We start from the raw sequence: 13185 nt of genomic DNA, 5'->3' as shown, positions 1-13185 counted from the left end.
GGCGGGGTATTATCCCGCCTTGTTGACCCGCATGTACCACTCGACAAGCCGGTGAACCTGCCGTTCGCTGTAGCCGCGGTCTTTCATGCGCTCGACAAATTCATGATGTTTGTGCTCGGTATCCTTGTCCTTCTTGCTGCCGAAACTGATGACCGGCAGCAGATCCTCGACCTTGCTGAACATGCGTTTTTCGATGACTGAACGCAGCTTCTCATAGGACGTCCATTTGGGATTTTGTCCCGCATTGTTGGCCCGGGCGCGAAGGGCGAATTTGACCACCTCGTTGCGGAAATCCTTGGGATTGGAAATGCCGGCCGGTTTTTCGATTTTGCTCAGTTCCTGATCCAGGATCTTGGCGTCCAGCAGCTGGCCGGTGTCCGGGTCCTTGAAGTCATGGCCCTCAATCCAGGCGTCCGCATAGGAAATATAACGGTCAAACAGGTTCTGACCGTAATCGGAATAGGATTCCAGATAGGCCTTCTGAATTTCATTGCCGATGAATTCCGCATAGCGGGGGGCTAATTCACCCTTGATGAATTCCAGATATCTCTTCTCGATGTCATCGGGCAGCTGTTCCCTGAGCAGGGCCTTTTCAAGCACATACATCAGGTGAACGGGATCGGCACCCACTTCGTTGGTGTCATAGTTGAAGGTTTCCGCCAGAATCTTGAAGGCGAAGCGGGTGGAAATGCCGTTCATGCCTTCGTCCATACCGGCCATATCCTTATATTCCTGCATGGGTTTGGACTTGGGGTCCACATCCTTCAGGTTTTCCCCGTTGTAAACCCGCATCTTGGAATAAACGTTGGAATTTTCATGCTCCCGAAGACGGGACAGGACACTGAACTGGGCCAGCATGTCAAGCGTACCCGGGGCGCAGTGGCTTGTATTCAGGTCGGAATTGGACAGAAGCTTGTCATAAATCTTTGCTTCTTCCTCAGCCCGCAGGCAGTAAGGAACCTTGATCACATAAACCCGGTCGATAAAGGCCTCGTTGTTCTTGTTGTTTTTAAAGCTCTGCCATTCGGCCTCGTTGGAATGGGCGAGAATAACACCCTGATAGGGGATGGCGCCCAGGTTTTCCGTGCCCACATAGTTGCCTTCCTGGGTCGCGGTCAGCAGCGGGTGCAGCATCTTGATGGGCGCTTTAAACATTTCCACAAACTCCAGGATGCCCTGGGTGGTGCGGTTCAGGCCGCCGCTATAGGCATAGGCGTCGCTGTCATTCTGGCTGTAATATTCCAGCTTGCGGATATCCACCTTGCCCACCAGGGTCGAGATATCCTGGTTATTTTCGTCGCCAGGCTCCGTTTTGGCAATGGCAATCTGGCGCAGTTTGGACGGATAGACCTTGACCACGGAGAATTTGGAAAGATCGCCTTCGAACTGGTCAAGCCGCTTGAGCGCCCAGGGAGACATCAGTCCCGTCAGCCGGTGACGGGGGATTTTATATTTTTCTTCAAAGACATCGCCCATGCGCTCCGGGTCGAACAGGCCAAGCGGAGATTCAAAAATAGGACTGATTTCGTCACCGGCTTTCAAGACGTAGATGGGGCATTTTTCCATCAGGGTCTTGAGCTGTTCCGCCAGGGAGGATTTGCCGCCACCAACGGGACCCAGCAGATACAGTACCTGTTTTCTTTCTTCCAGGCCCTGGGAGGCATGCTTGAAGAAACCGACGATACGTTCAATGGTTTCCTCCATGCCGTAGAAATTCTCGAACCCCTTGTATTTTTTAATGGTCCGGTTCATGAAGATACGTCCCAGACGCTCGTCCTTCGATGTATCAATCAGCTCGGGCTCGCCGATCGCATGAATCATGCGTTCCGCGGCGCTGGCATACATCATGGGATCTTCGGCACAGCCGTGCAGATATTCGCGCAGGGAAATCTCGCTTTCCTTGCGGTTTTCATACTGGTCAGAATAAAGATCAAAAAGGTCTGTTTCGTTCGTCATGGTGGCAACTCCCGGCTTTGGTTAAGTTCAGGACCGGTCAGAGATGCTGCTTGCGAACAGGCTTTTGAATAATATCGGCCATGTTCCAATTCTGACCAGGTCGTCAGAAGGAAGATCTGCCGTGGCGCGACTGCCAGTGTCTTAGTATCTGGGCCGCCGTGCCAATGGCACAACTTCCCTCCCATAAACTGATTCCGGATATTAATTTTCCGGATACAGCAAAAACTGGTTTCTTAAGCCTTTGAATAAGATACTAAAAAATTATGGCTATTCCGAGATTATGGTTAATTATCGCCTGAATTGATTAAAGAGTAGTTTACGTGACAGGCTTCCAAACACAATATTGATTATAAAAAAATATCTCATGAATGGTTGCTGAACGCGTCTGCTTGCAGCGGCATTTTGTGAAAAAGTTTGATACTGACCTGAATACGCCATAGTTTTGGAAATGCATAAAACTGATATGGTGACTGTTCCGGATAATTCCAAGGGGAGGAAAAACAATGTTGAGTATGGCCGGCCTTTTCGGAGGACTGATTTTGCTGATAATTCTAACCATCCGGGGAATGAATATTCTCATTGCCGCTCCCCTCTGTGCGCTTCTGGTGGCGCTCACCAGCGGCATTGCCATTCTGCCGCCGATGGCGGACGCGGGACAGGCCAGTTTTACCGTCGATTATATGACCGGCTTTGCCGGCTTTCTCAAGGACTGGTTTATCGTTTTCCTCTTGGGGGCCATGTTCGGCAAGGTGATGGAAGACTCGGGCGCTGCTGACAGCGTGGCTCACTGGGTGGTTCAGAAACTGGGTATGAGACATGCCGCCCTGGCAGTAATTCTGGCCTGCGCCATTCTCACCTACGGCGGGGTCAGTGTGTTTGTGGTGGCTTTCTCGGTCTTTCCCATGGCGCTCAGCCTGTTCAAGGAAGCCAACCTGCCGCGCCGGTTCATTCCGGCGGCTCTGGCTTTCGGGTCCGTCACCTTTACCATGACCAGTGCCGGGTCGGTGGAAATTCAGAATTTCCTGCCGTCCGGTTATCTTGGGACCAATCATTTCGCCGGATGGCAGGTAAGTCTGGTTGTGGCGGCCTTCATGGCCTCAACAGGGATATTCTGGTTTGAGAAAATGATGGCCCGCGCCAAAGCCAATGGCGAGGTATTTAACGCACGTGACGGCGACCCGGAAGAGAAAAACTATGATGTGCTGCCAAATCCTATGCTGGGATTTGTGCCGCTGGCGGTTGTCCTGGGGACCAGTTTCTATTTCAGCGTGATCCTTGACTATGGCAAATCGGCGCTGATTGTGGCGTTGCTTGGCGGGCTGCTCACCTCCATTGTCATTTATCGCAAGCATTTCAGCAATCTTGGCGCGGCCCTGTCGGTAGCGACCCTGGGGGCCCTGATCGCCATCAGCAATACCTGTGCGGTGGTGGGCTTCGGCAGTATCGCCAAACTGACTCCGGCCTTCCAGGTGGCGCTGGATTATATGACCCATCTGCCGGGCAACGAATTGATCGGTGCGGCTTTGGCGGTCAGTGTGATTGCGGGGCTCACCGGATCGGCGTCCGGCGGCCAGGCCATTGCCCTGCCGTTGCTTGCCCCCCATTATCTGGACCAGGGGGTGGACCCGGAAGCCCTGCACCGCGTGGTGGCCATTTCTTCCGGCGGTCTCGACAGCTTGCCTCACAATGGTTATGTGGTAACCACCATCCGGGCTATTTGCGGGGAAACGCACCAGACTGCTTACTTACCAGTGGCGGCATTGACCGTGGTGATCCCCTTCATTGGAACCATCCTGGCGATTGTTTTGTTTTTGCTGGGACTATAGGAGACGCTGTGTCATAAGAATCTCATGACAAAGAAGCCCGAAGACTTTTCAGAATTTATCCGCACCCTTGGGCGCGGTCCCACCAAATCCCGCCATCTGACCCGAGAGGAGGCGCAGGAGGCCTTTGCCGGGGCGCTGAGCGGTGAAATGTCCGACCTGCAGATCGGAGCCCTGCTTCTCCTGCTGCGCTATCGCAGTGAAGATGCGGCGGAGCTCGCCGGGATTGTCGAAGCCATTCGAAACAGTCTGGATATGGAACCCATCACCGAATATCAGGATCTGATCGACTGGCCCAGCTATTCGGCAGGCAAAAGCCGGGGATTGCCCTGGTTTCTGCTGTCGGCGAAGCTGTTGGCGGAAAATGGTCACAAGGTGTTTATGCATGGCTACAACAGCCATATGGAAAATGGTATTCCAACCGAGGACTGCCTCGCGGCGATTGATGAGGCTCCCTGCGGCAGCCTGGCCGAAACTGCCGGCAAGCTGGACAATGACAATTTCGCCTTTCTGCCGCTCCGGAACTTCTGCCCGCGAATTCTGGAGTTTCTTGAAATGCGTAATCTGTTGGGCGTTCGCAGTATTATCAATACGGCAGTGCGCCTGATCAACCCGTTGCATGCGGATACCCTGTTTCTGGGAATTTTTCACCCGCCTTACATCCAGCTTAACAGGGAGGCCGCGCAGATCCTGGCTCAGCCGCGTCTTGGTGTCATCAAGGGCGGTGGCGGGGAGGCCGAGCGTACACCGTTCAAATCAATTGCTCTTTTTACCGTGATTGACGGCACTGAAGAGAAATCCAGCTGGCCCGCTTTCCTGAAGGAATCGGATCAAAAAGAACGGATCGTTACTCTCGATCATTTTCGTGAAGTCTGGTATGGTAAAACAGAAGATCCCGTTGCCCTCAGGACCATTCTGGGCACTGCTGCCCAGGCGCTCTATCTGAAAGGGGTGGCGCGGGACGCTCAGGATGCCGAAGTACTGGCGCTTTCCTATTGGGAAAAACATCTGGCCTCATAACCGAGGAAGGAGAGTGTCATGAAGCGCATTATCGGGCCCGGAGGTTTCTTTTTCAAGACCAGAGACCGGGAAAAGCTGAAAGAATGGTACAGCCGCCATCTGGGCTTTGAATTCGACGAATATGACAGCGTCAAATTCCCTGTTCATGAAGATACCGACAATCCAAAGGAAGCTTATCTCCTGTTTTCCATGTTTCCAAATGATACGGATTACTGCGGACCAGATCACGATTTTATGTTCAATTTCCGGGTTGACGATCTTGACCGGGTCGTGGCGGAGCTGGAAGCTGAAGGGGTGGAAATCCTCCCGGACCGGGTGGATGAATTCTACGGCAAGTTTGCCTGGCTACTGGATCCGGAAGGTCACAGGATCGAGCTCTGGCAGCCGCCTTTGAAAACTGTGCTGGAGCGAGATGAGGGCAGCAGTACCTAGGAGTTCTGCAGCAGCGGTTCCGCTTCCGGCCGCATCTCCCTGACTGTCTTCATGACCCAGAAAAAGGACAGGGCCCCGGCAATAATATTGCTGGCGCTGGTAATGGCGTAAATCACCGGCAGGTCATAATAAAACGATGCGAAATAGATGACCGGCAGGGGCAGAACAACGGTGCGCATGGTGCTGACGATGACACCGGGCAGGGGTTTGCCGATACCGTTGAAGGAGGCATTGGCGGACATGACAAAGCCGTAAGCACCGTAGGAGACGGGAATTATATAAAGATAGGCGACGGCCTTTTCGATGATATAGGGATCATCACTGAACTGCCCGGCCAGGAAACCGGCGAGCAGGGCAATCGTAATCGCCAAGAGTGCTCCCCAGGCAAGACAGAATGCCATACAGGTCTTCAGGGCTTCCTCGATGCGGTCGAACCGGCGCGCGCTCAGGTTCTGTCCCACCACCGGCCCGATTACAGCAGACAACGAGAAGAAAAAAACCAGACATACGGATTCGATGCGGACGGCCACATTGGTGGCGGCCACCGCTTTTTGTCCATAGTCGGAAATAATGCCGATAAGAACCACATTACCGGCAGGAATAATCATGTTTGTGGCGGCGGCCGGAACCGCGACATGAAGTATGCTGCGGGCTGAGGACTTGAAGGAGCTCAATACAGCCTTCGAGAATTCAAGGGCTTCGAAGCGATAGTAGAGCAGTCCATAGATAGCGAAAAATACGCCGCCCCGGGCGATGGCGGTGGCAAGAGCCGCCCCTTCAATTTCCAGACGGGGAAAGCCGAACAGGCCAAAGATGAAAATTGGATCAAGGATCACATTGGCGAGGGCGGCGGCAATGTTGATCTTGGTCTGCATCATGGTGTCGCCCATGGCTCTCATGGCGGCCATTCCCACAATGGGGGCAATGACAAAAATACTCGAGATATACCAGATCACGATATAGTCCCGGATCAGGGGCAGGATTTTCGCATTGGCACCGATCAGGGTGAACAACGGGTCAATGGTGACGAGCCCGATCAGGCTCATGACAACGGAAATAAGCAGAGTCAGATAGAAGCTGCAGGTGGAGAGCCGGACAATGGCGTCGTGATCCCCGCGCCCGAAGGCCCGGGCAAGCACAGACGAGGTGCCGGCGCTGAGCCCGATTGAGGCGGAAATCAGCAACATGGTGACGCTGGTCACATATCCCATGGCGGCAAGTTCATCATCACCCAGCATGCCGACAAAATAAAGGTCCACCAGACCAAAAGCCATATTGGCCAGCAGCCCCACCACCAGCGGCATGGTCATATTGTAGAGATGTCTTGGGATCGCCCCCGTGGTGAGATCACGATGCGGTCGTCTGGAAGTTTTTGTTTCTGTCATTCTGCTCGTTTTCCGGCGTCTTATATCGTCCTGAGACGCCCCTGGCAGGATAAAAGCATGCTTTTCATCAGATAGCCACTCACTAAGTGGTGAACAAGCGTAGTTTCTTCAAGAGGCCGGAAGTGGAAGGTATAAAAAAAGCCGGTACATGGAAGGTTTAATTTCCCAAAGTTTGTCTATATAAGGGATTAAATCATTTATTTGAAGAATTACAGGAATTGGAGCAGGGCATGCTGGTCATCGTTTCACCCGCCAAGAAACTGGACTACGAAACTGACGTAAATGTAAAAGAATGGTCAGAACCGGCCTATCTGAACGATAGCGAGGAACTGGTCGAGACGGCCCGCAAGCTGACCCGGTCGGATATTGCCGGGCTGATGAAAATCAGTGACCAGCTGGCCGATCTCAACTATCAGCGGTTTCATGATTTCTCTACTCCCTTTACACCGGCCAATTCCCGCCCGGCGATCCGTGCCTTCAAGGGGGACACTTATGTGGGGCTTGATGCGGAAAGCCTAAGCGATGAGGATCTTGAATATGCCCAGGATCATTTGCGAATTCTCTCTGGCCTCTACGGGCTTCTTCGCCCGCTGGACCTGATACAGGCCTACCGTCTGGAGATGGGCAGCCGTTTACAGAATCCCCGGGGCCGCAACCTGTATGAATTCTGGGGCGATAGGCTGGCCGAAGGGGTTAACGACGCCTTGGCGGGTGAAAAGGAACCGGTTCTTGTCAATTGCGCCTCCAACGAATATTTCAAGGCAGTCAATCAGAAGATGTTGAACGCCCGGGTCATTACCCCGGTCTTCAAACAGGTCAAGGACGGTCACGCCCGTTCGCTGGGCATGATGGCCAAACGGGCCCGGGGCATGATGGCACGCTATATCATCCAGAACCGGATCGAGGATCCGGAGAAACTGAAAAAATTTGATATGGACGGCTATAAATTCCAGCCGAGCCTGTCTGACCACGAGACCTTTGAATTTCATAAAGTAACCGGGTAAGGCCGCCTCCATGGTCGATAGCTTCTGGTTTTTCCTTCTGGCAGTGCCGCTGGTTCTGCTGACAGGGATATCCAAGGGCGGTTTTGCCAACGGACTGGGCAGTATCACTGTGCCGATGATGGCGGTACTGATAGATCCGCGGCAGGCGGCGGCCATTATGCTGCCGATCCTGTGCGCTATGGACCTGCTGGCGTTGTGGCAATACCGGCGGCAATGGGACGCCACCAGCCTGAAAATAATGATTCCCGGCGCCCTGATCGGCATCGGGATCGGAACGCTGACCTTTCACCTGATGAGCGTTGATATGCTGCGCCTGATTGTCGGGGTGATGGCGCTCTATTTTGTCCTGAATTTCTGGTTCGGCAAGTTGCGAAAAATCGAACTGGAGGCGAAGGATCATAATGTGGCCAAGGGTGGGTTTTTCGGTATGCTGGCGGGTTTTGTCAGTTTTGTCGCCCATGCGGGAGGGCCGCCAGTGGCACTTTACCTGCTGCCCCTGAAAATGAACAAGACCCTGTTGGTGGGGACTTCCGTGGTTTTCTTCACAGTGGTCAATTACACAAAAATGATCCCCTATGCCTGGCTTGGCCAGTTGTCGGTCGGGAACCTGACCACTTCCCTGATCCTTTTGCCCCTGGCGCCGCTGGGCATCTGGATCGGCGCCTGGCTTCATCACCATGCTTCCGACAGGATGTTCTATATTTTCTTTTACGGGGTGTTGTTTCTGGTGGGCTTGAAGCTGACAGTGGAGGGCCTTGCGGCCCTGCTGTAATGCTTTAGACTAGAAGGGTATCCAGTCCCGGTCTGGAGTCATATGCATATACCCCATATTGACGCCGGCGCGCAGGCCGACACCGACCCTGATCGGGGCGATAATGATGTCGCCGCGCTGCTGGTAGTTCATTCCAAGCCCGCCAATATAATAGAAACTACCTTCCACCGCGGGAAAGCGCTGATAGATTTCCTGAACGTCATGCAGATTGTAGACAAGAGCGAAAACCCGTGAGGCATTACCCCCCACATCCAGGCCGATAGAGGGGCCTTTCCAGTAGATGCGGCTGTCGCCCTCGATCTTGTGGGACAGGGTGCCGTCGCCATATCTGAGGCCGACAACCAACGCGCCGCTGCCTTCCGTACCGATGATGTAACCATTGGGTTCGCCATTGTCTTTAAAGGCTTTCTCAATCAGTTTGGCAAGGGCCTCCGAGCCGCCGCCAAGGAAGTCCGAGGCCGCATTCATGATGCTCTTTTCGTCATAGGTATTTGCGTAGTTGGTACCGTCCTGGTTCTGGCGGTATTTGCTGCCGTCGACGGGCTCGTCCCCCTGGCCGCTGCTGGCGCAGGCAGTAAGTAACATGGTGCCGATAATAAGAAAGGATTTCAAGAGCTTGGACATTTTTTCCCCTGTGTCATGTGCTTGTTTTCTTGAGTACCCAGTATGCTGGAAATATCCAGACGATACCTGCAATAAGGTAGCAGATCAACTGCAACACAATATGGTCCGCAAAAACGGCTTCAATGAGGCGTGTGGCGAGAAGGGCATAGAGGGCGAGGCCAAAGAGAATGACCATGATGCCGGCAAATTTTTTAAAGGACGGATACATGAACGGGACCCTACATTAAATCGACAAGCTTGAACAGCCAGATCAGCAGATGAATGATGCCATAAGCGGTCAGGCCGAAAAATGTGGCAATAACCATCAGCCGCAAATGGACTTTTAGAGAGCCGAAAAATTTCTGTGATTTCGGCGTACCTGTCATTCGCCTTTTCCCGACAGGACCCGTTCCAGTGCTACGCGGATAGAGGCCGGGATCGGGGTGGGCCGTTCTGTTTTCCGGTCGACAAATACATGGGTAAAGGTGCCATGGGCGCTGGCACTGTCTTCTTCCTCGCGGAAAATGCCGATGCCATAGGTAACTGAGCTGTTGCCCAGCTTCAGGGCCCGGAAACCGCCATTGAGCTGGTCGGGGAAGGTAATGCCCCTGAGGTAGTTACACTGGGAATGAACCACATAGCCGATCACTTCGGCGTTATGGATGTCAAATCCTCCCTCGCGGATCAGGAAACTGTTGGCTACGGTGTCGAAATAGGAATAGTAATTAACGTTGTTGACATGGCCGAAGATATCGTTGTCCATCCATCTGGTGGGGACAGGCATGAACCATTTGTAGCTGCTTTTTTGTTCGGGTGACGGTACTTCCATTTAACTTCCTCTACTAACTCTAATAGGCGGCCTGATAAATTTCCAGGGCATCCTGTTCCGTGACTTCGCGCGGGTTGTTGATCAGGAGTCTTTGCTGAAGCATGGCGTCCCGGACTAGCATCGGCAGATCTTCTTCCGGTACATTGGCTTCCTTGAGGGTGGCGGGCAGCGACAATTCGGCAATAAGTTCTTCCAGCCAGTTGATCAGGCGGTCGGTTTTTTCCTTGTCGCTCATGAGATTGGCGGGCAGGGGAAGAAGAAGGTCATGGAGTTCGGCATACAGATCGGCGGCGAGTTCCCTGTTGAACCGCAGTACCTGGGGCAGGACCAGGGAGTTGCTGAGCCCGTGGGGAATATGATAGTGGCCGCCGAGCGGGTAAGCGAGTGCATGAACGGCGGCAACCGGTGCATTGGCGAAGGCCTGTCCGGCAAGGCAAGCGCCAACAAGCATGGCCTGGCGGGCGTCGATGTCACTGCCCCTGCTGAAGGCGGTCTGAATGTTGGCGGCCATAAGCTGTAACGCCCTGCGCGCCAGCATGTCCGAATAGATATTTTTCTTGATTTTGCTGGTGTAGGCCTCGATGGCATGCACCATGGCGTCAATGCCCGTGCTGGCAGTGACGAAGGGAGGCAATCCTGTGGTCAGCTCCCCGTCCAGCAGGGCCACATCAGGCAGCAGAACAGTGGAGACGACACCGGCTTTGGTGGTTTCGCCGGTCGTAACAACAGCAACGGCGGTGACTTCGGAACCGGTGCCGGCGGTTGTCGGGATCTGGATTAGCGGCAAGCGTTGTCCCTTGACCAGGTCGACGCCGTAAATATCCGCAAGTCTTTCATCGGAGCGGGCCATAAGGGCGACCAGCTTGGCCACATCCATCGAACTCCCGCCCCCGAAACCAATTACGCCGTCGGTGTTTTCCTGCCGGGCCAGAAGGGCGCAACTTTCCACGATATCTTCCGGCGGGTCGGCAACCACGTCGGCAAAGACCAGCGGTTCCAGGCCGGCAGAGTCAAAAACCTTCTCCAGGGTTGCAAGAAGTCCGGCCTGGACGATGCCTTGGTCGCAGACCACAAGTGGTTTGCCAATGCCGAGTTTTCTGCAAAGATCGGGGAGTGACTTGACCGCTCCCGGTTCACTGATGATTAATTTTGCCGTATCAAACTGAAAACTGCTCATGATTTTCCTTGTTTAGCTGCGCTCTCGAATAAGAGCATATGCTTTGGCGATGATGTCGGTGGTGTCATCCCAGAGATTATAGGCCGAAAGCTCGGAAAGAGGAACCCAGCGGGCATCGATGGCGTCGTCTCCGGCTCTGATTTCCCCGCCTTCATATCGGGCGGTATAGTCAATCAGTGTATAATGGTGCCGGATGCGGTCTTCATCGTCCCGGTCGATGAAATCCAGGGCATCCACGAGCTTCAGGCCGGTGAACCGGATTCCTGTTTCTTCCAGCACCTCCCGCACCGCCGTCTCTTCCAACGGCTCGCCCACATCCTGGGCCCCGCCGGGGATCGACCACTGGTCCAGCTTGGGTGGCTTGGAACGCCGGATTAGCAGAACTTCGTCATTCCTGAAGACCACAACGCCGACGGCGACAATAGGTCTTTCCGGATAATCCCTTTTCATTCGGTGTTACTCCTCCTATTCTGGGACTATTGGAAATAATCACCTGTTTGGCAAGGATAATTCATGTGCGGCAGATATTCCCTGGCCCGTGATGCCTATAAAAGATTTCTCGAGTTTCTCGGGTTTCCGCCCGGGCAAGACGAGAACAAATTCCCGGTGCCGTCCCGTTTTAACATCGCGCCACTGCAACCGGTACCGGTGATCCGTCTTTCCGGCTCGGACAGGGATCAGGCGATCCTGCCGGACCAGCCGCTGCCGCCGAAAGAGGTGGCCCTGATGCGATGGGGGCTGGTGCCGGGCTGGGCAAAGGAACTGCAGAAGGGAAAGCCGCTGATCAATGCGCGAAGCGAAACCGTTGCCGACAAACCGTCGTTCCGCAGTCCCTTTCGGCGTCGACGCTGTCTGCTCCCGGCGGATGGTTTCTATGAATGGAAACGCAGCGGAACATCTCCGGTCCCCTATCATATCTGTTTGCCGGACCATGCGCCCTTCGCCTTTGCCGGGATATGGGAAATCTGGATGGGGCCGCACGGGGACGACTGGCTGGAAACGGTCAGTATCGTGACCAAACCGGCCCGCGGAAAGATTCGGGAGCTTCACAACCGCATGCCGGTCATTCCCCATCCGGACGAGTATGACCTGTGGCTCAGGCCGTCCGATCCGCCGGACCGGCATATCTTCGACAAACTCTCCACGGCGCTGGAGGAGCAATTCGATTATTATCGGGTTTCGCCCTATGTGAACAGCGCCCGCCATGACGGGCCCGATTGCCGTAAACCGGCAACCGGCCCGGAAGAGGATGGCAAGGGCCAATATGGATTATTTTAAGTTTGGCCTGTTCTAGATGCCGATCCTGTCGAGGAAGGTCTCGATGGCAGCGATGCTCTGTTGTTCGCGGAGATCAGGTGTGTGCCCCCGTTTCTGGATGGTGACACCAGTGAACTTGGGGTGAAGCTCGCCCATTTTTTTCAGGGTCTCGGCGGACAGGATATCGCTCATTTCCCCGCGCAGACAAAGAATGGGGATTTCTGCAAGACTTTGGAACAGCGGCCACATATCCACGGGAACGGCGGATTCCTGACTTTCCCGGACCGCAGTGCCAACATGTGGATCATAGTCTGCTATAAGGGTGCCGTCATCCTGCTGCCTGAAGGTATTTTCGGCAAACCTCAGCCAGTCTTCCTGTGTATAGTCGGAAAAGTTCGCTTCATTCATGGTTTTCAGGATATTGGCCGCCTGGTTCCAGCTTCGCACAGTGGCGGTTTTGCCCACATAGGCCCAGATACGGTCAATTCCGGCTTGCTCAATGACCGGCCCGACATCATTCAAGACGATGGCCTTGACGCGATCCGGCTGAACCGCCCCCATAGCCATGCCGACGAGCCCGCCCATAGAGGTGCCGACCACAACGGCCTCGGGAATTTCCACATAATCCATCAGTTCGAACATGTCGGCCACATAGGTGGGGATCTGGTAATTGTGATATTCCGGATCAATATCGGACCGTCCCCGGCCGCGAACGTCCATGCTGACGACCGGATATTGCTTTTGCATCAGATTGGCAAAGTCTTCAAAATCCTTGGAGTTCCGGGTGATACCATGGATGCAGAGTAACGGTGTTTTATGGCTTCCGCCGTTCTCATACACACGGTAATAAAGGCTGAGCCCGTCCCGCGACGTGTAACGGTCTTCCCTGTAGTTCTTCTCACTCATATCCGTACTGCCTCTGGATTG

The 13185-nt window shown here is 54.1% G+C and carries 15 protein-coding genes; 6 read left to right on the top strand and 9 right to left on the bottom strand.

What is annotated here, in order from left to right:
• Nucleotides 1-9: 9 nt before the first annotated feature.
• Nucleotides 10-1956 carry a PrkA family serine protein kinase gene (locus ACN0YD_RS10065; protein ID WP_417319376.1) on the bottom strand — a complete coding sequence of 649 codons (1947 nt, stop codon included), beginning with the start codon at nt 1954-1956 and terminating at the stop codon, nt 10-12.
• A 503-nt stretch (nt 1957-2459) separates the two neighbouring features.
• Between ACN0YD_RS10065 and ACN0YD_RS10060 the strand changes: the two genes are divergently transcribed.
• The 3 genes from ACN0YD_RS10060 to ACN0YD_RS10050 are packed head-to-tail and all read left to right on the top strand — an operon-like array spanning nt 2460 to nt 5231.
• Nucleotides 2460-3782, top strand: a complete 1323-nt coding sequence (locus tag ACN0YD_RS10060; RefSeq protein WP_417319374.1) for a GntP family permease — start codon at nt 2460-2462, stop codon at nt 3780-3782.
• A gap of 24 nt (nt 3783-3806) precedes the next feature.
• On the top strand, nt 3807-4799 hold the full coding sequence (locus ACN0YD_RS10055) for a glycosyl transferase family protein (RefSeq protein ID WP_417319372.1): 993 nt from the start codon (nt 3807-3809) through the stop codon (nt 4797-4799).
• 18 nt (nt 4800-4817) lie between these two features.
• Entirely contained in the window at nt 4818-5231 is a 414-nt protein-coding gene (locus ACN0YD_RS10050; protein WP_417319370.1) for a VOC family protein, read from the top strand.
• Here ACN0YD_RS10050 and ACN0YD_RS10045 read toward each other — a convergent pair.
• A complete protein-coding gene (locus ACN0YD_RS10045; protein ID WP_417319368.1) occupies nt 5228-6616 on the bottom strand; it encodes an MATE family efflux transporter in 1389 nt (462 codons plus the stop codon). The genes ACN0YD_RS10050 and ACN0YD_RS10045 overlap by 4 nt on opposite strands.
• 230 nt (nt 6617-6846) lie before the next feature.
• Here ACN0YD_RS10045 and yaaA point away from each other — a divergent pair, with 230 nt between their 5' ends.
• Both yaaA and ACN0YD_RS10035 read left to right on the top strand, forming a co-directional pair.
• Nucleotides 6847-7620 (top strand): peroxide stress protein YaaA, encoded by a 774-nt coding sequence (gene yaaA / locus ACN0YD_RS10040; protein ID WP_417319367.1) that lies wholly within the window; start codon nt 6847-6849, stop codon nt 7618-7620.
• A 10-nt stretch (nt 7621-7630) separates the two neighbouring features.
• A complete protein-coding gene (locus tag ACN0YD_RS10035; RefSeq protein ID WP_417319366.1) occupies nt 7631-8392 on the top strand; it encodes a sulfite exporter TauE/SafE family protein in 762 nt (253 codons plus the stop codon).
• Nucleotides 8393-8401: 9 nt separating this feature from the next.
• Here the strand turns inward: ACN0YD_RS10035 and ACN0YD_RS10030 are convergent, their stop codons facing one another.
• Genes ACN0YD_RS10030 through ACN0YD_RS10005 form a run of 6 tightly spaced genes read right to left on the bottom strand, consistent with a single transcriptional unit; the run spans nt 8402 to nt 11451 of the window.
• Nucleotides 8402-9016, bottom strand: coding sequence for a DUF1134 domain-containing protein (locus tag ACN0YD_RS10030; RefSeq protein ID WP_417319365.1), 615 nt, complete (start codon nt 9014-9016; stop codon nt 8402-8404).
• A 13-nt stretch (nt 9017-9029) separates the two neighbouring features.
• Entirely contained in the window at nt 9030-9224 is a 195-nt protein-coding gene (locus tag ACN0YD_RS10025) for a DUF2842 domain-containing protein (protein ID WP_417319363.1), read from the bottom strand.
• A 10-nt stretch (nt 9225-9234) separates the two neighbouring features.
• The gene (locus ACN0YD_RS10020) at nt 9235-9381 is read right to left on the bottom strand and encodes a hypothetical protein (RefSeq protein WP_417319361.1); all 147 of its coding nucleotides are present in this window, start codon (nt 9379-9381) and stop codon (nt 9235-9237) included.
• The gene (locus ACN0YD_RS10015; RefSeq protein WP_417319359.1) at nt 9378-9824 is read right to left on the bottom strand and encodes an acyl-CoA thioesterase; all 447 of its coding nucleotides are present in this window, start codon (nt 9822-9824) and stop codon (nt 9378-9380) included. Before ACN0YD_RS10015 ends, ACN0YD_RS10020 begins: the two co-directional genes overlap by 4 nt.
• A gap of 19 nt (nt 9825-9843) precedes the next feature.
• The gene (locus ACN0YD_RS10010; RefSeq protein WP_417319357.1) at nt 9844-11001 is read right to left on the bottom strand and encodes an iron-containing alcohol dehydrogenase; all 1158 of its coding nucleotides are present in this window, start codon (nt 10999-11001) and stop codon (nt 9844-9846) included.
• Between the two features lie 12 nt (nt 11002-11013).
• The gene (locus ACN0YD_RS10005) at nt 11014-11451 is read right to left on the bottom strand and encodes an NUDIX hydrolase (RefSeq protein WP_417319355.1); all 438 of its coding nucleotides are present in this window, start codon (nt 11449-11451) and stop codon (nt 11014-11016) included.
• A gap of 63 nt (nt 11452-11514) precedes the next feature.
• Here ACN0YD_RS10005 and ACN0YD_RS10000 point away from each other — a divergent pair, with 63 nt between their 5' ends.
• On the top strand, nt 11515-12279 hold the full coding sequence (locus ACN0YD_RS10000; RefSeq protein WP_417319353.1) for an SOS response-associated peptidase: 765 nt from the start codon (nt 11515-11517) through the stop codon (nt 12277-12279).
• 12 nt (nt 12280-12291) lie between these two features.
• Here the strand turns inward: ACN0YD_RS10000 and ACN0YD_RS09995 are convergent, their stop codons facing one another.
• Nucleotides 12292-13164 carry an alpha/beta fold hydrolase gene (locus tag ACN0YD_RS09995; protein ID WP_417319351.1) on the bottom strand — a complete coding sequence of 291 codons (873 nt, stop codon included), beginning with the start codon at nt 13162-13164 and terminating at the stop codon, nt 12292-12294.
• Between the last annotated feature and the right edge of the window lie 21 nt (nt 13165-13185).

The sequence above is a fragment of the Emcibacter sp. genome (assembly GCF_048269205.1).
In the GTDB taxonomy this organism is placed as follows: Bacteria; Pseudomonadota; Alphaproteobacteria; order Sphingomonadales; family Emcibacteraceae; genus Emcibacter.
Note: the sequence above shows the minus strand (reverse complement) of the source record. Positions and strands in the feature narration are given on the sequence as shown.